Here is a 21,022-nt window from a genome sequence, read left to right as displayed (position 1 = left end):
CACACGCGTTCGCGGGACGGAGGGTGCGGGTCAGAGGGCGGCGGCGACCTCCGTGCCCTGCCGGATGGCCCGCTTCGCGTCGAGCTCGGCCGCGACGTCCGCTCCCCCGACGACGTGGACCCGCACACCCCGCTCCTCGAGCTCGTCGGCCAGCGTGCGCACCGAGTCCTGTCCGGTGCAGACGACGACCGTGTCGCAGGGGATGACGCGCCGCTGCGAGCCGTCCTCACCGAGCCGGACGTGCAGCCCCTCGTCGTCGATGCGCTCGTACTCGACGACGCCCGTCACCTGCTCGACCCCCTTGGCGCGCAACGACGCCCGATGCACCCAGCCGGTGGTCTTGCCGAGCCCCCGGCCGATGGGCGTGGCCTTGCGCTGGAGCAGCACGACCTCGCGCGGGCTGGCCTCCGGCCGCGGTCGCTCGACCCCGCCGCGGGTGCGCTCGGGGTCGCCGACGCCCCACTCCGCCCGCCATGCGTCGACGTCGAGCGAGGGCGAGCGGTCGGTCGTCAGGAACTCGCACACGTCCACCCCGACGCCTCCGGCGCCGATCACCGCGACCCGCTGACCGGCCACGCGCTCGCCGCGCACCAGCCGGTCGTAGGTGACGACCGACGGGTGGTCGATGCCCGGGATGTCGGGCAGGCGCGGCGTGACCCCGGTCGCCACGACGACGTCGTCGACCCCGGCCGCGGCGAGCGCGGCGGCGTCGGCCCATGTCGAGAGGCGCACCGTCACGCCGAGCACCTCGAGGCGCCGCGTGAAGTAGCGGATCGTCTCGGAGAACTCCTCCTTGCCGGGGATGCGCATCGCGATGTCGAACTGGCCGCCGAGGTGGTCGCGCCCCTCGAGCAGCTCGACCTCGTGGCCGCGCTCGGCGGCCGTGACGGCGGCGGCCATCCCCGCCGGGCCGCCACCGACGACGACCACCTTGCGGCGCACCGGAGCCCGGCCGATGACGAGCTCTGTCTCGCGGCCGGCGCGCGGGTTGAGCAGGCAGGTCGCGCGCTGCTTGACGAAGGTGTGGTCGAGGCACGCCTGGTTGCAGGCGATGCACGTGTTGATCTCGTCGGCGCGCCCCTCGGCCGCCTTGCGCACGAACTGGGGGTCGGCGAGGAACGGGCGGGCCATCGAGACGAGGTCGGCGCCGCCGGCGAGGACGCGCTCGGCGACCTCCGGGGTGTTGATGCGGTTGGTCGCCACGACCGGGATGCCCACGTGCTCGCGCAGCCGGGCCGCGTGGTCGGCGAAGGCCGCGCGCGGCACCGACGTGACGATGGTCGGCACCCGCGCCTCGTGCCAGCCGATGCCGAGGTTGAGGATGCTCGCGCCGGCCGCCTCGACCTCCCGCGCCAGGGCCGTCACCTCGTCCCACGTCTGACCCTCCTCGACGAGGTCGAGCACCGAGATCCGGTAGACGAGGAGGAAGTCGGGGCCAGCGGCCTCGCGCACCGCGCGGACGACCTCGACGGCGAAGCGGCGGCGGTTCTCGGCGCTGCCCCCCCACCGGTCGGTGCGACGGTTGGTGCGCGGCGCGAGGAACTGGTTGACGAGGTACCCCTCGGACCCCATCACCTCGACGCCGTCGTAGCCGGCCTCACGCGCCAGCCGTGCCGCCCGGGCGAAGGCGCGGATCTGGCGGCGGACTCCCCTGTCGGACAACGCCCTCGGACGGAACTTGCTGATCGGGCTCTTGACCGCCGACGGCGCGACGCACCACGGCGTGAACGCGTACCGGCCGGCGTGCAGCAGCTGGAGGGCGATGCGCCCGCCGGCCGCGTGGACGGCGTCCGTCACGACGCGGTGGCGCGCGACCTCGCGACGGCTGCTCAGCTTCGAGGCGCCGGGGTAGAGCGTCCCCTCGAGGTTCGGGGCGAAGCCGCCGGTGACGATGAGCGACGCGCCGCCCTCGGCCCGCTCCGCGAGGTAGGCGGCGAGCTTCGGGAAGTCCTTGGCCCGGTCCTCGAGCCCGGTGTGCATCGACCCCATGACGACCCGGTTGGGCAGCGTCACGTGGCCGAGGTCGAGCGGGGCGAGCAGGTGGGGGTAGTCGCTCATCGGGCCTTCCTCGTCGGGCGCCGGCCGCGACCGGGCCGCGACGGGGCGGCCGTCGGGTCAGCGCCGGCGGCGCCACCAGCGGCGCCTCGGGCGAGCCTCCCCCGTTGTTACCGGCGGGTCAACCTGCGCCGGCTGTGAGGATGCTCGCAGCGCCCGCCACTGCTCGACGAGGTCGTCGACGTCGACCGTCGGGGCCAGCAGCGGGGGCATCCGCGGGTCCGGCGGGCGCAGCCGGTCGCGACGCACCCGCCGGTTGAAGTCCTCGAGCACGGTCCGGACCGACTCCTCGGTGCGCAGCTCCAGCAGCGAGCCGGGGAAGGTCGCGGCCTCCTTGCGCAGGGCGACGGCCGGGGGCAACGCACCGGTGAAGTCGAGGTTCTCGCGCTCGGCGAGCTGCCGGACCCACCACATCGGGTCGTCGGTGTGCTCCAGGCGCAGCGGCTTGCCCGCTCCCGGGAGGTCGTCGAACTCGCCGCGCTCCTGGGCCTCCCGGATGGCGCGCTCGACCGGTGACTCGTACCGGGGCCGGTCCACCATGACCCCAGTCTCACCCGGGACGGGTCGAGGTGGAACCCGACCGCGTCACGGTCGGGTTCCACCTCGAACCGGCGGAGGAGGCCTCGGGTCAGTCGGCGAGGAAGGAGAGCAGGTCGGCCCGGGTCAGCACGCCGACGGGCTTGCCGTCCTCGACGACGAGCACGGCGTCCGAGCCCTCGAGCTCGTGCCGCGCGGTGCTGACCGGCTCGCCGGCCCCGACGAGCGGCAGGCCCTCGCTCATGTGCTTCTCGACCGGGTCGGCGAGGTGCGCCGAGCCGGTGAACAGCGCCTCGAGCAGCGCGCGCTCGGAGACCGCGCCCGCGACCTCGCCGGAGACGACCGGCGGCTCGGCCTTGACGACCGGCATCTGCGAGACGCCGTACTCGCGCAGGATCTCGATGGCGTCGCGCAGCGTCTCGTTCGGGTGCGTGTGGACGAGCGCGGGCAGGTCGCCGGCCTTGGCGTGCAGCACGTCGCCGACGGTGCGCTGGTTCTCGGCCTTCATGAAGCCGTAGGAGGCCATCCAGTCGTCGTTGAAGATCTTCGAGAGGTAGCCGCGGCCGGAGTCCGGCAGGAGGACGACGACGACCGCGTCGTCCGGCAGCTCGCGGGCCACCCGCAGCGCGGCGACGACGGCCATCCCGCAGGAGCCGCCGACGAGCAGGCCCTCCTCGCGGGCGAGGCGGCGGGTCATCTCGAAGGAGTCGGCGTCCGAGACGGCCTCGACGCGGTCGACCTGGTCGGGGTCGTAGGCGCTCGGCCAGAAGTCCTCGCCGACGCCCTCGACGAGGTACGGGCGGCCCGAGCCGCCGCTGTACACCGAGCCCTCGGGGTCGGCGGCGACGACCTGGACGCGGCCGCCCGCGCGGTCGGCCGAGACCTCGCGCAGGTAGCGGCCGGCGCCGCTGATCGTGCCGCCGGTGCCGGCGCCGGTGACGAAGTGGGTGATCTCGCCGTCGGTGTCGCGCCAGATCTCCGGGCCGGTGCTCTCGTAGTGCGAGAGCGGGCCGTTGGGGTTGGAGTACTGGTCCGGCTTCCAGGCCTTCGGCGTCTCGCGGACGAGCCGGTCCGAGACGGAGTAGTACGAGTCCGGGTGGTCCGGCGCGACCGCCGTCGGGCAGACGACGACCTCGGCGCCGTACGCGCGCAGCACGTTGCGCTTGTCCTCGGAGACCTTGTCCGGGCAGACGAAGATGCAGGTGTAGCCCTTGCGCTGGGCCACCAGCGCGAGCCCGACCCCGGTGTTGCCGGAGGTCGGCTCGACGATGACGCCGCCCGGCTGGAGCTCGCCGGAGGCCTCGGCGGCCTCGACCATCTTCAGCGCGATGCGGTCCTTCACCGACCCACCCGGGTTGAGGTACTCCACCTTGGCCAGGACGGTCGCCCCGATGCCCTCGGTCACAGAGTTGAGCTTGACGAGCGGGGTGTCCCCGACGAGGTCTGCGATGTGCTCGGCGTACTTCACGCCCGCCATCCTGTCACGGCCCGGGCGGGCGCCCCCGCGCGCCGACGAGCGGTGCCTCAGCCGCGCCCGACGCGGTCGACGAACCGCGCCGCGTCGACGACGACCCGCTCAACCGTCCCCGAGGCGAGGATGCGCCCGGCGGCGTCGTGCGCCTGCACCACGAAGCGCAGGCGGCGTCCGTCGTGGCCGACGACCTCGGCCCGCACCGTCACCTGCTCCCCCACCGCGCTCGGCGCCGTGTGCCCGAGCTCGACCCGCGTGCCGACGCTCGTCGCGCCCGCCTCGAGGACGTCGGCCACCGCCGCCACCGTCGCCGCCTCGAGCCAGGCGAGCAGCCGGGGCGTGCCGAGGACGGGGAGATCGCCGGACCCCACCGACCGGGCGGTGTCACCCGGTGCGACCGTGCGGGTCTCCTCGGCCGTCCGGCCGCTCCAGCTGTCCATCCGTCCACGGTAGGGGCGCGGCCGGGGGCATCCGGCCCGAGCTGTCGGCCGCCGGGGCTACGGTGGACGTCCACCCCGGCAGGAGGATCGATGGGCCGCGCACGCAGGGCTCGCAGGATCGCCGCCACCGCCGCGTACGGCGGGGGCGGCCTCGCCGCGGCCGGAGCCGCCCTCGGCGCGCTCGGCTGGGGCGTCATCAAGACCGAGGCGGCCATCGCCCGCCGCCTCATCGGCCGTCCCTTCGACACCTCGCCCGACGACGACGGCGTCTACGGCGCCGGGCACGGCACGCCGTGGGAGGTCGTCGTCCTCGGCGACTCCTCGGCCGCCGGGATGGGCGCCGACGAGCCCCACGAGACCGTCGGGGCGATCGTGGCCAACGGCGTCGCGGCCCTGACCGGTCGCCCGGTCCGGCTGACCAACCGCGCCGTCGTCGGGGCGGAGTCGAGCGACCTCGAGCGCCAGCTGGCCAACGCCCTCGAGGACGTGATGCGGCCCGACGTCGTCCTCGTCATGGTCGGAGCCAACGACGTGACCCACCGGATCGAGCGCGCCGCCGCCGTCCGGCACCTCGAGCAGACGGTCCGGCGCATCCGGGCCCTGGGCTGCGAGGTCGTCGTCGGCACCTGCCCCGACCTCGGGACCATCGAGCCGATCCAGCAGCCGCTGCGCACCCTCATGCGGCGGTGGTCGCGCGACCTCGCCGCCGCCCAGACCGTCGCGGTCGTCGAGGCCGGTGGCCGCACCGTCTCGCTGGGCGACCTGCTCGGACCGGAGTTCCGCGCGCGGCCCCGCGAGATGTTCAGCGCCGACCAGTTCCACCCCTCCGCGGCCGGCTACGCCCGCGCCGCCGCCGTGCTGCTGCCGAGCGTCTGCGCCGCCCTGCGCGTCTGGGGCGAGGACACGGGCGACCGCGCCCCCGAGCCGCGCCGCGGCGAGGGCGTGAACCCGGTGGCCGTCGCCGCCGGCCAGGCCGTGCGCGAGGCGGGCACCGAGGTGTCGCCGACCGAGATCGCCGGCCAGGACCGCGGCCCTCGCGGGCGGTGGGCGGTGCTCCTGCGCCGCCGGCCCGGTGGCGCTCCCCCGGCCGGGGGCACTGCCGTCACCGGGGCCCACGAGGGCGCGAGCAGCGCCGGCTGAGCGGCGCGCCCCGCGCCTCAGTCGCCGTCGACGATGGCGTCGAGCTCGACCTCGACGAGCCAGCGCTCGTCGACCAGCCCGGCGACGCGCACCATGGTGCTGGCCGGCCGGATGTCGCCGAAGATCTCGCCGTGCACGGCCGAGACGGCGTCGACGACGTCGAGGTCGGTCACGTAGTGCCGGGTGCGGACGACGTCCTCCGGCCGCCCGCCGAGCTCGGCGAGCGCGCCGAGCGCGATCTCCCAGCAGCGGCGGGTCTGCTGGCCGGCGTCCTTGCTCACCTGGCCGTTCTCACCGATCGGTGCCGTGCCGGAGACGGCGACGTGGTTCCCGACGCGGACGGCGCGGGCGAACCCGACGGTCGCTTCGTACGGAGACCCGGAGGATGCCCGGCTGCGCGAGGTGCCCATGGGGCCATCATGTCCCTCCGCGCCCGGATGCACGACCCCTCGCGGGCGCGCCCGACGAGACCCACCCCACGTGCCGTCCCGGTTCCCTCCTCCCGGGTCGCGGCCTAGGCTGGTGCGACCCGTGGTGAGCGCTCGCTCACCTCGCGAGGTGGGCCCGTGGCCCGCCCGCCGACCACCGCCAGGAGGACCCCGTGACCGAGGCCGTCATCGTCGCCACCGCCCGCACCCCGATCGGGCGCGCCTTCAAGGGCTCCCTGCGCGAGGTCCGGCCCGACGACCTGTCGGCGCAGGTCGTCCGCGGCCTCCTCGAGCAGCTGCCCGGGCTCGACCCGACCACCCTCGACGACCTGTACTGGGGCTGCGCCGACCCCAGCGGCAAGGCCGGCAACAACATGGCGCGCGTCATCGGCGTCCTCGCCGGCCTCGACGGCCTGCCCGGCGCCACCGTCAACCGCTTCTGCGCCAGCTCGACCCAGACGATGCGGATGGCGTTCCACGCGGTCAAGGCCGGCGAGGGCGACGCGTTCGTCGTCGGCGGCGTCGAGTCGGTCTCGACCAACGCGGCCTTCCGCGGCGCCGGGGAGTCCGACCCCGACGCGCTCAACCCGGTCTTCGCCGAGGCGATGGAGCGCTCGGCCGAGATGGCCGCCGCCAACACGACGTGGTCCGACCCGCGCGAGCAGGGCCTCCTGCCCGACGTCTACCTCGCGATGGGCCAGACCGCCGAGAACGTCGCGACGCTGCGCGGCGTCTCGCGCCAGCGCCAGGACGAGTGGGGCGTCACGAGCCAGAACCGCGCCGAGAAGGCCATCGCCGACGGCTTCTTCGCCCGCGAGATCCTCCCCGTCACGCTCGCCGGCGGCGGCGTCGTCTCCACCGACGACGGCCCGCGCGCCGGCGTCACGCTCGAGGGTGTGCAGGGCCTCCAGCCGGTCTTCCGCGAGAACGGCACCGTCACCGCCGGCAACTGCTGCCCGCTCAACGACGGCGCCTCCGGTGTCGTCGTCATGAGCGACACCCGCGCGAAGGAGCTCGGCCTGACCCCGCTCGCGCGCATCGTCTCGACCGGCGTCTCGGCGCTCTCCCCCGAGATCATGGGCCTCGGCCCGGTCGAGGCCTCGCGCCAGGCGCTCGCCCGCGCCGGCATGACCATCGACGACATGGACCTCTACGAGATCAACGAGGCCTTCGCCGCCCAGGTGCTGCCCAGTGCCGACGACCTCGGGATGGACCTCGACAAGCTCAACGTCCACGGCGGGGCCATCGCCCTCGGGCATCCCTTCGGCTCCACCGGCACCCGCATCATGACGACGCTCCTCAACGGGCTGCAGGCCCGCGACGGCCAGTTCGGCCTCGAGACGATGTGCGTCGGCGGCGGCCAGGGCATGGCCATCGTCGTCGAGCGCCTCTCCTGACGCCCGTCACCCCCGACTGATTGCCCATCCGCCACCTCGGGACCTCCTCGGAGGCCTCCCGCAGGTGGCGGATGCGCAATGAGTGGGTGCAGATCGGTCAGGGCAGGGCGCGGCGGAGGGCGACCAGCCGCTCGGTGACGTCGGCGGCCGCCTCCGGCCCGCCGGCCGCGACGGCGTCCCACGCGAGCACGGCCAGCTGGTCGGGCAGTGCGGCCGGGCCGAGGTCGGGGACCGGGACGCCGGGCGCCGTCAGGCCCGCGAGGTGCTCGGCGAGGGCACGCAGGGCGCCGGCGTGCGCCTGGGCGGTGGCGAGCGGCAGCTGCGCCCATCGACGCCGGATGCGCTCGAGTTCGGTGCGCGGCGGGCCGTCGAGGACGTCCGGGGACGACGACGCCGGGGTGGCGTGGGCCACCCCGGCGTCGTCGGTGCTGGGTCCGGTCAGTTGCGGAGCCGACCGAGCAGGCGCAGGAACTCGATGTACAGCCACACGAGCGTGACGATGAGGCCGTGCGCGAGGAGCCACGAGTACTTCTGCGGGGCGCCGGTGCGGATGGCGTACTCGATCGAGTCGAAGTCGAGCGCCAGCGTCACGGCCGCGAGACCGACGGCGAAGAGCGAGATGCCGATGCCGAGCGCGCCGGTGCCGCCGATGCCGAACGGCGTGTTCGTCGCGACGGCGTAGACGACGTTGACGAGGGCGAAGATCGCGTACCCGAAGATCATCATCGTCACGATGCGGCGGAACTTGGCGGTGACCTTGATCAGGCCGGTCTTGTAGGCGAGGAACATGCCGGCGAAGGTCGCGACGGTCGCGAGGACGGCCTGGGCGACGATGCCCTCGAAGACCGGCGTGCCGGGCGGGTCGAAGGCGCCGGAGTAGACCTGGCTGACGCCACCGACGAAGAGGCCCTCGAAGACCGCGTACGCGACGATGAGCGGGACGCTGAGGGTCTTCTTGAAGGCGATGACGAGGCCGAGGACGAGCGTCGCGATCATCCCGCCGAACACGACCGGGAGGCCGAGGGCCGGGTTGTTCGCCGTGAGCGTCCAGCCGACCGCGCCGGTCACGAGGACGATGGCGAAGAGGCTCAGCGTCTTCATGACGACGTCGTCCATCGTCACGGCGCGCTCGGTGCCGGGGCGCATCGCCGACGGCGCGTTGTACATGTCCTGCAGCTGCTGGGGGCTCATCGGGTCGGCCTGCTGCGGGGCGGGGGTGGACCGGAAGCCGGCGTACCCGTTGCGGGCGTCCTGCTCCATCCGGTTGAAGGCCGGGTTGTTGGCCATCGTTCCTCCGTGCTGGTCGTGGCGGTGGGGGTCACCGTCGTTCGTACAGCCTAGACGTGCGAGCACCTTGCTGAGTTCCCGCTGAGACCCCGCCGCGCCCCTCCCCGCGAACGTGTGTGAAGAACATCGCCCCACCGACGTTCGTCACACACATTCGGGGAAGGAGTGCAGGGGCGCTGCGCGCCCCCGACGGGAACCGTCGCCCTCACTTCGTTCGGGCTCCTCCCGACTCCCTGCGGGGGCGCTGCGCGCCCCCGACGGGAACCGTCGCCCTCACTCCGTTCGGGCTCCTCCCGACTCCCTGCGGGGGCGCTGCGCGCCCCCGACGGGAGTCGAACCCGCACCTGGGGCGCTTTTAAGGCGCCTGCCTCTGCCGGTTGGGCTACGGGGGCGCGCACACCGTAGCGCGCCGGCCCGCTCGGCCGGCGGCGACCTCAGCCGTCGCGTCCGAGGGCAGGGCCGACGAGGACGGCGGCGACGGCCACCCCGGCGGGCACCGCGACCGTGCTCAGCCCGAGTGTCGTGAACGCCTCCGTCCCGCCGGCGACGAGCCAGACGACGGCCGGCGCGAGGAGGACCGCGGCGGCGACGAGCATGAGGACGCCGACGGCGCTCCCCCGCAGCGCGGCCGGCGCGGTGTCCCGCCGCAGCGACCTCGCGAGGATGACGCAGCCGACGACACCGACCAGCCCGACGACCGCTCCCGCGAGCACGACGGGCACCTGCGAGGCCGGCACCAGGAAGCACAGCACGACGAGGGCGAGCGCGAGCAGCCCCGACACCCCGGCCATGAGGCGCACGAGGAGCAGGTGCGTCGGCCGACCCGCTCCCTCGTCCGCCTCGGCACCCATGGGCCGGGAGCCTGCCACAGCAGGAGGCCCGCGTCAGCCGTCCGCGATCGACAGGGCGATGCCGTCGAGGATGTCGTGCTCACTCGTGACCACCCGCACGCCCGGTGACCGGTCGGCGACCCGGGCGAGCACCTCGTCCCAGACGAGCGCGCCGGCGCCGATGACGTCGACCCGGCCGGGGTGCATGTAGGGCAGCGCGGCGCGCTCGGCCCGCGGCATCGCGAGGAGCGCGGCGCACGAGGCGCGGTGGCCGGCGAGCGGGACCTCGGCGAGGTGGATGGCGTCCCGGTCGTAGCCGCCGAGCCCGAGGGCGTGGGCGGTGACCGTCGTGATGGAGCCCGCGAGGCCGACGACCGCGGCGAGGCCGTACAGGTCGACGGCCTCCTCGGCGGCGTCGAGGGCGGCCCGCACGTCGTGGCGCGCGGCCTCGGTCTGCTCGGGGGTGGGCGGGTCGCCGGCGAGGTGGCGCTCGGTCATCCGGACGCAGCCGACGTCGACCGAGCGCCCGGCCTCGACGTCGTCGGTGCCGCGGACCAGCTCGGTCGAGCCGCCACCGAGGTCGACGACGAGGTAGGGCCCGGGGATGCCGAGCCGGCGCAGGTCGCCGGTGGCCCCGGTGAAGGACAGCCGCGCCTCGACCTCGCCGGCGACGACCTCGGGCGCGACGTCGAGGTCGCCGAAGGCGTCGCGGACGCCGGCGACGAACTCGTCGGCGTTGCGGGCGTCCCGCGAGGCCGAGGTGGCGACGAACCGCACGCGCTCCGCCCCGAGCTCGCGGCAGGTCGCGGCGTAGCCGGCCGCCGCGGCGAGCGTGCGCTCCATCGCCTCGGGTGCGATGACGCCGGTGCGGTCGATGCCCTGGCCGAGCCGCACGACCTCCATCCGGCGGACGACGTCGGTCAGCAACCCGTCGTCGCCGACGTCGGCGACGAGCAGGCGGATCGAGTTGGTGCCGCAGTCGACGGCGGCGACCCGACGGGTCACGCGCGCTCCCCCGCGGCGGCGTCCGCCGCGCACGAGCCGCGCTCCCACCAGGGGTCGAGCAGGTCGAGGGCCTCGTCGCCGAGCGGGTTGACGCCCGGGCCGGCGGCCAGCGAGTGGGCGACGAGGACGTGGAGGCACTTGACGCGCGTCGGCATCCCACCGGCGGAGATGCCGGCCACCTCCGGGACGTCACCGAGCTCGGCGCGGCGCGCGAGGTAGTCGGCGTGCGCGGCCTCGTAGCCGGCGCGCAGGTCGTCGTCGGTGCCGAGGCGCTCGGTCATCTCGCGCATGACGCCCTGGCTCTCGAGCGTGGAGATCGCGCCGGTGAGCCGGGGGCAGGTGGCGTAGAACGAGGTCGGGAAGGGCGTGCCGTCCGGCAGGCGCGGCTCGGTGCGCACGACGTCGGGCTCGCCGCACGGGCAGCGGTGGCCGACGGCGGCCACACCGCGGGCCTCGCGGCCGAGCTGGCGGGAGACGGCGTCGAGGTCCTCCTGCGCGACGGGCGGCAGGTCGGGGCCCCCGGTCATCGCCGGGCCCCCGGGGCGTCGGCGGTGCGGACGGACTGCCACACGGTGTCGTACCACGGGAGGGCCGGAACGGCCTCTCCCGCACCGGGACCCGTCGCGGCCTTGACGGACTCGTCGCTCGACTCCGGGTCGAGGACGGTGTAGGCGCGCTCACCGGGACGGACGAACTTCAGCCGCTGACGGGCCTGCTGCTCGACGTAGGCCGGGTCCTCCCACCGCTGACGCTCCTCGCGCAGCGACGCGACGTCGGCCTCCTGGCTGCTGACCTTGTCGCGCAGCGCGGCGATCTGGCCCTGCTGGTGCAGCCACGCCGCCACCGAGGAGGTGAGCAGCACGACGAGGAAGATCGCGATGCTCGCGAGCACCGCCGTGCGCCGCACCATCCGGTTCGACATCGCCCCGCCGACCTGACCACGCCAGCCGGTCGGGGTGCGCCGCACCACCTTCGCCGTCGTCGTGCCGGTGGTCGAGGGCCGCGGTGACGCGGACGCCGACCGGGCGGACGAGCGCGTCGAGGACCGGGCGGGGCCGGCCTTCGCCGCCGGGCGCGCCGCGGACCCACGTCGCGGTGGGCGCGACGCGGGTCCGGTGCTGCGGCTGGTGGCCATCGGCCTGGCTCCTCCGGTCCGGCTCAGCCCTGGCGGGCGGCGAACCGCGGGAAGGCGCTCGCGCCGGCGTAGACCGCGGCGTCGTCGAGCTCCTCCTCGATGCGCAGGAGCTGGTTGTACTTCGCGACGCGCTCGGACCGGGCCGGGGCGCCGGTCTTGATCTGTCCGCAGTTGGTCGCGACCGCGAGGTCGGCGATCGTCACGTCCTCCGTCTCGCCGGAGCGGTGGCTCATCATGCAGCGGTAGCCGTTGCGGTGCGCGAGGTCGACGGCGTCGAGGGTCTCGGTCAGCGAGCCGATCTGGTTGACCTTGACCAGGAGCGCGTTGGCGGTGCCGCTCTCGATGCCGCGGGCGAGGCGCTCGGGGTTGGTGACGAAGAGGTCGTCGCCGACGATCTGGACCTGGGTGCCGAGGCGGTCGGTCATCGCCTTCCAGCCCTCCCAGTCGTCCTCGTTGAGCGGGTCCTCGATGGACACGAGCGGGTAGGAGGCGACGAGGTCGGCGTAGTAGTCGACCATCTCGTCCGCGCTCTTCGAGCCGCCCTCGAAGGTGTAGGAGCCGTCGTCGTGGAACTCGGACGCGGCGACGTCGAGCGCCAGCGCGATCTGCTCGCCCGGGGTGTAGCCGGCCTTCTCGATCGCCTCGAGGATGAGGTCGAGCGCGGCGCGGTTGGACTCGAGGTTCGGCGCGAAGCCGCCCTCGTCGCCGAGGCCGGTGGCGAGGCCCTTCTCCTTGAGCACCGACTTGAGCGCGTGGTAGACCTCCGCGCCCCAGCGCAGGGCCTCGCGGAAGGACTCGGCGCCGATCGGCGCGATCATGAACTCCTGGATGTCGACGTTGGAGTCCGCGTGGCTGCCGCCGTTGAGGATGTTCATCATCGGCACCGGCAGGACGTGCGCGTTCGGGCCGCCGACGTAGCGGAAGAGCGGCAGGTCGGCCGAGTCGGCCGCAGCGCGGGCCACGGCGAGCGAGACGCCGAGGATGGCGTTGGCGCCGACCTTCTCCTTGTTGGCGCTGCCGTCGATGGCGAGCATCTCGGCGTCGACGAGGCGCTGCTCGCTCGCCTCGAAGCCGAGGAGCTTCGGGCCGAGCTCGTCGATGACCGCGTCGACGGCCTTCTCGACGCCCTTGCCGCCGTAGCGGCCCTTGTCGCCGTCACGGCGCTCGACGGCCTCGAAGGCGCCGGTCGACGCGCCGCTGGGGACCGCCGCGCGGGCGACGGTGCCGTCGTCGAGGGCGACCTCGACCTCGACGGTGGGGTTGCCGCGCGAGTCGAGGATCTCGCGCGCGCCTACTGCCTCGATGCTGGCCACAGGAACTCCCGGGAGGGTGGGGACACGTTTCCTGTCGAGCCTAGCCGGGGCGGAGCGGGTCGGCCGGGACCGACCCGCTCCCCGGACGCCCCGGGACGGCGGGCCCGGCCACGTGCGTCAGCCGACGCCCACGGCGTGCTCCGCCACGACGCGCGCGGCCATCTCGCGCAGGTCGGTCGGGCGCCGGCCGAGCAGCCGCTCGGTCTCGGCGAGCTGCGCCGGCGTGGCCACGACGGACATCCGGCGGATGACCCGCATCGACGAGCGCCAGTCCTCCAGCCGGTGGCCGGTCAGGTGCGCGCGCAGGGCGCGGTCGAGGGCCTCGTCGTCGTCCCCGCGGTAGGCGACCGGGTGGCCGAGCGCCTCGGACCAGATCCGGGCGCACTCCGGACCCGTGAGCGAGCGGGGACCGACGACCGCGTGGGTGCCGGACGGGAACGCGGGGTCGAGGAGGATGCGCGCGGCCACCTCACCGAGGTCACGCAGGTCGACCCGGTTGAGGCCCTTCGGGTGGGCCGGGTGGACGTGCTCGCCGGCGCGCAGCACGTCGAGGAGGACCTCGTCGTTCTGCATGAAGTTGGACGGGACGAGGACGACGGGGTCGGTCGCCGAGCGCTCGACCCGGCGCGCGAGCGCGAGCTTGCCGCGGTAGCGGGGCAGCAGCACGCCGTACAGGCGGCGCAGCAGCCACGCGTGCAGCGCGGTGCGACCGACGGCGTGGACCCCGGCGAAGACCAGCCGGGTCCCCGCGGCCTCGCACGCCTCGACGACCGTGGTCGTCAGCGCGACCTCGTCGGGCTCGTGCGGCGAGACGTGGAAGACGACGTCGGCGCCGGCGACGGCCCGGCGCACCGACGCGGCGTCGCGCAGGTCGCCCACGACGACCTCGACGCCGTCGCGGGAGACCAGGCGGGCGGGGTCACGGACGAGGACCGCGGGGGTGGCGCCGCGCTCGCGCAGTGCCCGGACGACCTCCCGGCCCATGAGGCCGGTGGCGCCGATGACGAGGACGCGGCGCCCGGAGGGGACCGGGCGGGTGGAGGTGGTGGGCACGAGGGCTCCTTCTGGTGGTCGACGGGGTGTCGGGTCGAGGCTCGTCGGCCCCGCTTGGGCGGCCCTTGCGGCGTCGCGCACCCTGCCGCCCAAGCCGCACCCAAGCGCGGCCGTCGACGGTGGTCGCACCACTACGACAGCGGGGCCCGACCCCCGACCACGAGGAGAGACCGATGTCCACCACCACGACGACCACCCGGGGCCAGCTGGACCTGCCCGGCCAGACCCACGTCGCCGACGGTCCGCTGGACCACACCGGCATGTACGTGATGCACCACGCCTTCCGCCGGGACCTCGCCGCCTTCGCGTCGGCCGCCCACCGGACCCCCGTCGGCGAGACCGCCGTCTGGGAGGCGCTCGTCACGCGCTGGGGTCGGTTCACCTCGACCCTGCACCACCACCACACCGCCGAGGACGAGCTCTACTGGCCGGTCCTCGCCCGCGCCGTCGCCGAGCGCGGCACGCCGGCGGACGCCGCCGAGGTCCGCGCGATGAGCGAGGAGCACGAGGGCATCGACCCGCTGGTCTCCGCGTGCGCCGACGCCTTCCGGGCGATGGCCGGCCACCCGTGCGACGCCCACCGCAACGCCCTCGGCATCCGGCTCGCCGGCCTGCGGGAGCTGCTCGACGAGCACCTCCGGCACGAGGAGACCGTCGTCCTGCCGCTCGTGCAGCGGGTCATGACGGAGGCGGAGTTCGACGCCGTCGAGAAGGCCATCGGCCGGTCCTACCCCGCTCGCGAGATCGGCTTCGTCGTCGGGTGGGCGCTGCACCGGCTCCCGCAGGAGGGCAGGGACCGGATGTTCGCGATGGCCGGTCCCGCGTACCGGGTGCTGCACCTCGTCGTGCGCCGCCGGTTCGAGCGCGGTGAGGAGGCGGCGTTCCGGTACGCCGAGGGCTGACCGACCCCGGCGCGAACGGGTCCGCCCGGGGTCAGAACCCGAGCCGGACCCGCTCCCCGGCCAGCATCCGCGTGTACGCGCTCATCCCCCACCGGTCGGCCAGCACCCCGGCCCGGTCCGCCAGCCGCGCCGCCCCCTCCGTCTCGCCCAGCACCGCGAGCCCCAGGGCGAGGTAGCCGTCGACCGGCCCGTTGACGAGCGCGATCCCGGTCAGGGCCATCGTGCCCTCGGACGGCCGCAGCGCGTCGACGGCCTCACGCGCCAGACGTGGGTCCCGCAGCCGCGCCGCGACCAGCACGTGGGCAGCGGCCTCGGCGGTGTGCCACCAGCGGTTGCGGAACGGCGGCATCGGGACCCGCTCGAGCTCGGTGCGGAGCGCGTCCTCGCGGTCGACGAGCGCGAGGAGGTGGAGCATCGCCCACCGCCCGAGGTCGAACGGCTCGGCGACGAACTCGGCGTACAGCGGCTCGACGAGCTGTTCGGCCACCCCCGGCCGCCACGTGGCGGTGCTGTAGAGGATCCCGAACTCGTTCTGCTCGAGCGCAGGTGTCGCGAGACCGTCCTGCATCGAGCGCATGGCCGCGGCGTGGGCGTCCGCCGCGGCGTCCTCGTCCCGCAACGTCGCGAGCGAGAAGCGGACGAAGTGCAGGACGTACTCGACGTAGGCGAGCCGCCGGCGACGGGCGATCCGGTCCGCGGCCTCCGACCCGGCCACCCACCCGTCGAGGTCACCGTGCTCGATCGCGATGCCGGCCCGGGTCAGGTGGGCCAGCGCCTCGGCCGCGGCGTCCTCACCACCCGTGGCGGCGGCCAGCTCCTCGTCCGCCAGCCGGGTGCGACGCGCGAGCTCGGTGGGTCGCCAGAGCGCGATCCAGCCGGCGTGCGCCGCCCACGCGAGGAGGGCCCGGTCGCCGAGACGCCGCGCCATCGCGGTCCCCTCGTCGACGAGGGCGTCCACCTCCGGCTCGCTCCCCCAGCGGTAGTACAGCTGCACGGCGAGCGCCAGCATGAGGACGCAGCGGGCCGGCGAGTCCTGGTCCCCCGAAGCCGCGAGCGCCGCGCGCAGGTCGTCGAGGAGGTCCTCGTCCACCTCGCCCATCTCCTGGGGAGTCCACACCGAGTAGCGGGTCAGCTCCGAGGCCGCCCTGGCCACCCGCTCCGGGTCCTCGGCCGCACGGGCCAGGGCCACCGCCTCGACGACGGCCTCGACGACCCGGCGCCACCGTCCGGAGTGGGCCGCCGCCTCGGAGTAGGCGAGCAGCAGGTCGTAGCGCTCCTCTCGCGTCCCGGCGGGGTCGAGGGCGTGGGCGTCGAGCGCCGAGCGGTACAGGTCGGTGGCCTCGACGTTGGCGAACAGGCGACGCGCCCGCACGGCCGCGCCCTCGGCGGCACGCCACGCGCGCGGGGCGTGGACGGGCCCGGCGGCGAGCCAGTGGTGGGCGAGGTCGAAGGCGCGCTGGGCCGCCGGCACCGCGGCGTCCGACACGCTCGCGAGCGCGTGGGCGATGCGCCCGTGGGTGCGCGCGACCGCGGCGGTGGTCGACGTCGCGAGGACCGCGTCCCGGGTGAGGGCGTGCTCGAAGGCGAGGGACCCGTCGTCCCGGTGGTGCACGATCCCGGCCTCCTCCGCGGGCTCGAGGAGCTCGGCGACCCGGGCCGGGTCCCAGCCGCCGACGTGCGCGAGCAGGAGCGGGGAGTGCGCCCGCCCGAGCGCCGCGGACACGAGCAGGACCTCGCGCGTGTCCTCGGGCAGGTCCGCCAGGCGGCGCGCGACGACGACCTGCACCGACTCCGGGACCTCCCCCCGCCACCCTCCGGGGGCGACGGCGAGCCGCGCGAGCTCGACGAGGAAGAACGGGTTGCCGCCGGTCCGGGCGCACCAGTCGTCGACCTCCGCCGCGGACGGCGCCCGCTCGGCCCCGGACACCGCCGCCACGAGCTCGCGGGCCTGCGCGGGGGCGAGCCCAGCCGGCTCCAGCGTGCGGCCACCGTGCCGGGCCAGGGCCGCACCGAGGTCGGCGAGCGCGCCCGCGGGCGCAGGCCGGCTGCGGCGGGTCAGGACGAGGGCGACCCGGTCCCCCGGCCGCAGCGCGGTGACGAGGTGCGCCAGGGCCCGGAGCGTGCGCGTGTCGGCCCAGTGCAGGTCCTCGACCACGAGGAGCACCGGCTCGCCGTGCGACCGCCGCCGCACCGCTCGCGCCAGGGCGTCCTGCACGGCGAAGGCCCGGGCGGCGCCGTCGCCGCCGTCGCCACCGGTGTCGACCAGCCCCTCCGGCGGGTCGATGCCCAGGCCCTCGAGGAGCGCGAACCAGGGCCAGAAGGGTGGTGCCCCGTCGTCCTGCGAGCAGCGGCCGACGGCCGACACCATCCCGCGTTCGTGGGCCGCGGCGACGACGTCGTCGACGAGCCGGGTCTTGCCGGTCCCCGGGTCGCCGACCACGAGGAGGTGCCCGGGGCGCCCCCCGGCAGCGGACGAGAGGAGGTCGACGAGGGCCGCGCGCTCGGGCTCGCGCCCGACCAGCGGCCAGCCCGCGAGGGGGACGGCCGGAGCCGCCGCGGCAGCATCGGTGGCCACCGCCTCCGGGGTGGCCCGCCGGCCGGGCGTCGGACCCGGACCGGGTGCGAGCCACCGGCCCAGCGCCGGGTCCTGGCGCAGCACCGCCGCCTCCAGGGCCTGCACCTCCGTCCCGGGGTCGAGGCCGAGGTCCTCGGCGAGCCGTCGCCGGTACCCGCGCAGCGCCTCCAGCCCCTCCGCCTGCCGACCGGTCCGCACGAGCGCGAGCGCGCGGAGGCAGTGGCTGCGCTCGCGCAGCGGGTGACGGGACACGGCCTGCTCGGCGGCCGCGAGCACCGCGGCGTGCTCCCCGAGCGCCAGCAGCCCGAGCGCGGTGTCCTCCTCCGCCGTCGTGCGCAGCTCGTCGAGGGCCGCCCGGTCCGCCAGCACGTCGGGGTGGTCGCCGAGGTCGGCGTACGCCGTGCCCGTCCACGTCCGCAGGGCCGCCTCGAGCGCCTCGACGTGCTCGCCCAGCTCGTCGCGCGTCGGCCAGCCGCCGTCCGGGCCGGTGGTCAGCTGCGACCACAGCGGCGCGAGCGCCGCGTGCCGCGCGCGCACCTCGCGGGCGAAGACCACGGCGTCGACCCGGTCGGGGTCGAGCGCGAGCCGGTACCCGGCATCGCTCGTCACGAGCACCGTGGGCCGGGCGCGGGGTGCCAGGTCGGGCTCGAGGACGCGGCGCAGGCCGCTGATGTACGAGTGGAGGGTTCCGAGCGCCCCTGCCGGGGCCCGCTCCCCCCACACGAGGTCGACCAGCCGGTCGGCGCTCGTCGTCGCACCGGGCGACAGCGAGAGGGCGGCGAGGATGCTGCGCGGCCGGCGCGCGGCGAGGACCACCGGCCCGTCACCGGCGTCGACGGCCGTGCTCCCCAGCACCCGCACCCTCACGGGCGTCACCCTAGCCAGCGGGCCCGCAGGTCAGAAGGGGTGCGCGGGCGGGTCGACGCGGGACGTCGCTCGCGGTGGGCGGGACCTGCCCTCAGGCGGTCGCGGCGTACGCGACGGCGATCGCGGTGCCGACGCGGGCGTTGTGGCGCACCAGCGCGAGGTTGGTCTCGAGGGAGCGGCCGTCGGACAGCTCGACGAGCCGGCCGAGGAGGAAGGGCGTGATGTCCTTGCCGGTCACGCCCTGCTCGGAGCACTCGGCGAGGGCCCGGGCGATGACGTCGTCGATGTCCTCGTGGGACATCTCGTGCTCCGCCGGCACCGGGTTGGCGATGGAGATCCCGACGCCGAGGCCCAGCCCGAAGGAGGCGTGCATCAGCTCGGCGACCTGTTCGGGGGTGTCGACCCGCATCGGGACCGGCAGGCCGCTGGAGCGCGAGAAGAACGAGGGGAACTCGTCGGTGCCGAGGCCGACGACGGGCACGCCGAGGGTCTCGAGCACCTCGAGGGTGCGGCCGATGTCGAGGATCGACTTCACGCCGGCGGAGATGACGGCAACCTCGGTGCGCGAGAGCTCGGTGAGGTCGGCGGAGACGTCCATCGAGGTCTCGGCGCCCTGGTGGACGCCGCCGAGACCGCCGGTGACGAAGGTGCGGATGCCCGCGAGGGCGGCGATGCGCATCGTGCTCGCGACGGTCGTCGCGCCGTGGACGCCGGTGGCGACGACGTGCGGGATGTCGCGGACGCTCACCTTGCGGATGCCCCCGTCGGCCCCGAACATCTCGAGCTCGTCGTCGGAGAGGCCGACGGTCGGGCGGCCGGCGATGACGGCGATGGTCGCCGGGACCGCGCCCCCGTCCCGGACGATCTGCTCGACCTCGCGGGCCATCGCGACGTTCGCCGGGTAGGGCATCCCGTGGCTGATGATCGTCGACTCGAGCGCGACGACCGGGCGGCCGTCGGCCAGGGCCTCGCGGACCTCGGGGGCGAGCGAGAGCATCGGGTGCGGGGTGGTGGTCATGCGGAGAGCTCCTCGGTGGGCGGTGCGTCGGGGGTCAGGTGGGCGGCGACGAGCGCCGGGGTGAGGTCGGCCCGGACGGTGTCCGGGGACGCGCAGGTGAGGGCGGCGACGACCTGGCCGAAGCGCGCGGCCTCGACGACGTCGGCGCCGCCGAGGAGCGCGTGGACGTAGCCGGCGGTCATCGCGTCCCCGGCGCCGGTGACGTCCTCGACGGTCGTGGGTGGCGCGGCGACGAGGACCACGCGGGCCGGCCGGCCGGGGCGGGCGACCGAGAGGAGGCTGCCGTGCATCCCGCGACGGACCCAGACGTGCTCGACGCCGCGGGCGTGCAGCTCGGCCGCGGCGGCCGCGACGGAGGCCGGGTCGGGGTCGACGGGGCGGCGGAGCATCGCGGCGAGCTCGTCGACGTTGGGGGTGACGGTGTGGACCGGCACCGAGCCGTCGAGGGCGGGGGCGGCATCGGCGGCCTTCGCGACGCTCACGGTCTCGACGACGGCCGGGACGCCGGCGCTCGCGGCCGTCGTCAGGAGCCACCGCAGGACGTCGGCGTGGAGGTTGCAGTCGAGGACGAGGCGGTCGACGCCGCCGAGGAGGCCGGGCACGACGGCGAGGTCGGCGACGGTCAGCTCGTCGGTGGCACGCATGTCGGCGACGGCGACGAGCAGGTCGCCGTCGTGGCCGAGGACGGCCGTGTAGGAGCCGGTCGGGTAGGGCGAGGTGACGACGTGGCGGCAGTCGACCCCGGCGGTCTCCGTGCGGGCGACGACGGTGCGGCCCTGGAGGTCGTCCCCGACGGGGGCGACGAGCATCGTGGGGCTGCCGAGCCGGGCGAGGCTCTCGGCGATGTTGCGGCCGACCCCGCCGACCGTGGCGGTGGAGGTGCCCGGGTTGCTCGTGCCGAGGACGGCAGGGACGCGGGTGCGGACCTTGGCGTCGAGGACGGCGCCGCCGACGACGAGGACGGAGGCGGCCTCGGGGCGCAGGAGGTAGCCGCGGCCGAGGAGGACGCCCTTGCGGGTGAGGTTGCTCAGGTGCACCGACACGGCGGCGCGGGTGGAGCCGAGGCGCTCGGCGAGCGCGGCGGCGTCGAGGAGCGGGTCGGTGCGCAGGAGCGCGACGATCTCGCGCTCACGCTCGGTCAGTCCCATGCTTGCAGACCTTAAGCGCCTTTGTAGTTCCGAAGCAAGTCGCCCCGGAGAGTGTGTCCTCCCGAGATCCATGCGCCGCGGAAGGTTTCCCTTCCCCCCGCACGGAAGACCGCTCGGGCTGGAAGAGGAACCTTGCGTCCTGAGAGCGAGACCTTGCGCCGCACAAGGCAAACCTTGAGGGCGGCAAAGACGCCTCGTCTTGCCGGGTCGGATCGCCGTGCGGGGGTGGGACTGCCCTTCCGCAGCTGCGCCAGCGCGCCGCCCTGGTCTGCCACCCCGGCACGACAAGGACGCAGCGACCCGGCCGGCGGTCGACTCCTTGAGCAACCTGAAGGGACACCTCCTTGTGCGGAAGGGAGACCTTGCGTCGCATGACCATCGGCGTCCCGCGTCGCGAACCGGCGGGATCCGGCTGCGCGCA

The 21,022-nt window shown here is 75.3% G+C and carries 19 protein-coding genes and 1 tRNA gene; 3 read left to right on the top strand and 17 right to left on the bottom strand.

Annotated elements, in window-relative coordinates; genetic code table 11:
* Window positions 1-30: 30 nt before the first annotated feature.
* The 4 genes from KMZ30_RS06300 to KMZ30_RS06285 form a co-directional block, all read right to left on the bottom strand.
* Window positions 31-2,058 carry an NADPH-dependent 2,4-dienoyl-CoA reductase gene (locus KMZ30_RS06300; protein ID WP_215512477.1) on the bottom strand — a complete coding sequence of 676 codons (2,028 nt, stop codon included), beginning with the start codon at window positions 2,056-2,058 and terminating at the stop codon, window positions 31-33.
* 57 nt (window positions 2,059-2,115) lie between these two features.
* Entirely contained in the window at window positions 2,116-2,595 is a 480-nt protein-coding gene (locus tag KMZ30_RS06295; protein WP_215512476.1) for a DnaJ family domain-containing protein, read from the bottom strand.
* Between the two features lie 88 nt (window positions 2,596-2,683).
* Window positions 2,684-4,060 carry a cystathionine beta-synthase gene (locus tag KMZ30_RS06290; protein WP_215512475.1) on the bottom strand — a complete coding sequence of 459 codons (1,377 nt, stop codon included), beginning with the start codon at window positions 4,058-4,060 and terminating at the stop codon, window positions 2,684-2,686.
* Window positions 4,061-4,116: 56 nt separating this feature from the next.
* Window positions 4,117-4,503 carry a thioesterase family protein gene (locus KMZ30_RS06285; protein ID WP_215512474.1) on the bottom strand — a complete coding sequence of 129 codons (387 nt, stop codon included), beginning with the start codon at window positions 4,501-4,503 and terminating at the stop codon, window positions 4,117-4,119.
* Between the two features lie 90 nt (window positions 4,504-4,593).
* On the opposite strand from KMZ30_RS06285, the gene KMZ30_RS06280 reads away from it, so the two are divergent.
* Window positions 4,594-5,643, top strand: a complete 1,050-nt coding sequence (locus KMZ30_RS06280) for an SGNH/GDSL hydrolase family protein (RefSeq protein ID WP_215512473.1) — start codon at window positions 4,594-4,596, stop codon at window positions 5,641-5,643.
* 17 nt (window positions 5,644-5,660) lie between these two features.
* Here KMZ30_RS06280 and KMZ30_RS06275 read toward each other — a convergent pair whose 3' ends face one another.
* On the bottom strand, window positions 5,661-6,053 hold the full coding sequence (locus KMZ30_RS06275; RefSeq protein WP_215512472.1) for a RidA family protein: 393 nt from the start codon (window positions 6,051-6,053) through the stop codon (window positions 5,661-5,663).
* Between the two features lie 191 nt (window positions 6,054-6,244).
* On the opposite strand from KMZ30_RS06275, the gene KMZ30_RS06270 reads away from it, so the two are divergent.
* Window positions 6,245-7,468: an acetyl-CoA C-acetyltransferase gene (locus KMZ30_RS06270; RefSeq protein WP_215512471.1), complete on the top strand. Its 1,224-nt coding sequence runs from the start codon at window positions 6,245-6,247 to the stop codon at window positions 7,466-7,468.
* A gap of 97 nt (window positions 7,469-7,565) precedes the next feature.
* Here KMZ30_RS06270 and KMZ30_RS06265 read toward each other — a convergent pair whose 3' ends face one another.
* The 9 genes from KMZ30_RS06265 to KMZ30_RS06225 all read right to left on the bottom strand — a co-directional run bounded on the left by KMZ30_RS06265 (window position 7,566) and on the right by KMZ30_RS06225 (window position 14,091).
* On the bottom strand, window positions 7,566-7,880 hold the full coding sequence (locus KMZ30_RS06265) for a hypothetical protein (RefSeq protein WP_215512470.1): 315 nt from the start codon (window positions 7,878-7,880) through the stop codon (window positions 7,566-7,568).
* A gap of 26 nt (window positions 7,881-7,906) precedes the next feature.
* Window positions 7,907-8,755: a Bax inhibitor-1/YccA family protein gene (locus KMZ30_RS06260; protein ID WP_215512469.1), complete on the bottom strand. Its 849-nt coding sequence runs from the start codon at window positions 8,753-8,755 to the stop codon at window positions 7,907-7,909.
* A 317-nt stretch (window positions 8,756-9,072) separates the two neighbouring features.
* Window positions 9,073-9,147, bottom strand: a tRNA-Leu gene (locus KMZ30_RS06255).
* A gap of 42 nt (window positions 9,148-9,189) precedes the next feature.
* Window positions 9,190-9,606 (bottom strand): hypothetical protein, encoded by a 417-nt coding sequence (locus KMZ30_RS06250; RefSeq protein WP_215512468.1) that lies wholly within the window; start codon window positions 9,604-9,606, stop codon window positions 9,190-9,192.
* Window positions 9,607-9,639: 33 nt separating this feature from the next.
* Window positions 9,640-10,590, bottom strand: a complete 951-nt coding sequence (locus tag KMZ30_RS06245; RefSeq protein WP_215512467.1) for a Ppx/GppA phosphatase family protein — start codon at window positions 10,588-10,590, stop codon at window positions 9,640-9,642.
* Window positions 10,587-11,117: a DUF501 domain-containing protein gene (locus tag KMZ30_RS06240; protein WP_215512466.1), complete on the bottom strand. Its 531-nt coding sequence runs from the start codon at window positions 11,115-11,117 to the stop codon at window positions 10,587-10,589. The genes KMZ30_RS06245 and KMZ30_RS06240 overlap by 4 nt, the downstream gene beginning before the upstream one ends.
* Window positions 11,114-11,725 carry an FtsB family cell division protein gene (locus KMZ30_RS06235; RefSeq protein WP_215512465.1) on the bottom strand — a complete coding sequence of 204 codons (612 nt, stop codon included), beginning with the start codon at window positions 11,723-11,725 and terminating at the stop codon, window positions 11,114-11,116. The genes KMZ30_RS06240 and KMZ30_RS06235 overlap by 4 nt, the downstream gene beginning before the upstream one ends.
* A 23-nt stretch (window positions 11,726-11,748) precedes the next feature.
* On the bottom strand, window positions 11,749-13,038 hold the full coding sequence (gene eno, locus KMZ30_RS06230; RefSeq protein ID WP_215512464.1) for a phosphopyruvate hydratase: 1,290 nt from the start codon (window positions 13,036-13,038) through the stop codon (window positions 11,749-11,751).
* 117 nt (window positions 13,039-13,155) lie between these two features.
* On the bottom strand, window positions 13,156-14,091 hold the full coding sequence (locus tag KMZ30_RS06225) for an SDR family oxidoreductase (protein WP_215512463.1): 936 nt from the start codon (window positions 14,089-14,091) through the stop codon (window positions 13,156-13,158).
* Between the two features lie 173 nt (window positions 14,092-14,264).
* Between KMZ30_RS06225 and KMZ30_RS06220 the strand changes: the two genes are divergently transcribed.
* Complete coding sequence (locus KMZ30_RS06220) at window positions 14,265-14,993, top strand: hemerythrin domain-containing protein (RefSeq protein ID WP_215519889.1); 729 nt, start codon at window positions 14,265-14,267, stop codon at window positions 14,991-14,993.
* A gap of 31 nt (window positions 14,994-15,024) precedes the next feature.
* Here KMZ30_RS06220 and KMZ30_RS06215 read toward each other — a convergent pair whose 3' ends face one another.
* The 3 genes from KMZ30_RS06215 to KMZ30_RS06205 form a co-directional block, all read right to left on the bottom strand.
* A complete protein-coding gene (locus KMZ30_RS06215) occupies window positions 15,025-18,435 on the bottom strand; it encodes an ATP-binding protein (RefSeq protein WP_215512461.1) in 3,411 nt (1,136 codons plus the stop codon).
* Between the two features lie 91 nt (window positions 18,436-18,526).
* Window positions 18,527-19,453, bottom strand: coding sequence for a pseudouridine-5'-phosphate glycosidase (locus tag KMZ30_RS06210; protein WP_215512460.1), 927 nt, complete (start codon window positions 19,451-19,453; stop codon window positions 18,527-18,529).
* The gene (locus KMZ30_RS06205) at window positions 19,450-20,601 is read right to left on the bottom strand and encodes a PfkB family carbohydrate kinase (protein WP_215512459.1); all 1,152 of its coding nucleotides are present in this window, start codon (window positions 20,599-20,601) and stop codon (window positions 19,450-19,452) included. The genes KMZ30_RS06210 and KMZ30_RS06205 overlap by 4 nt, the downstream gene beginning before the upstream one ends.
* Window positions 20,602-21,022 lie beyond the last annotated feature (421 nt).

Source organism: Phycicoccus mangrovi, assembly GCF_018729305.1.
In the GTDB taxonomy this organism is placed as follows: Bacteria; Actinomycetota; Actinomycetes; order Actinomycetales; family Dermatophilaceae; genus Phycicoccus; species Phycicoccus jejuensis.
The sequence above is the reverse complement of the archived record's forward strand: the minus strand, read 5'-3'. Positions and strand labels throughout refer to the sequence as shown.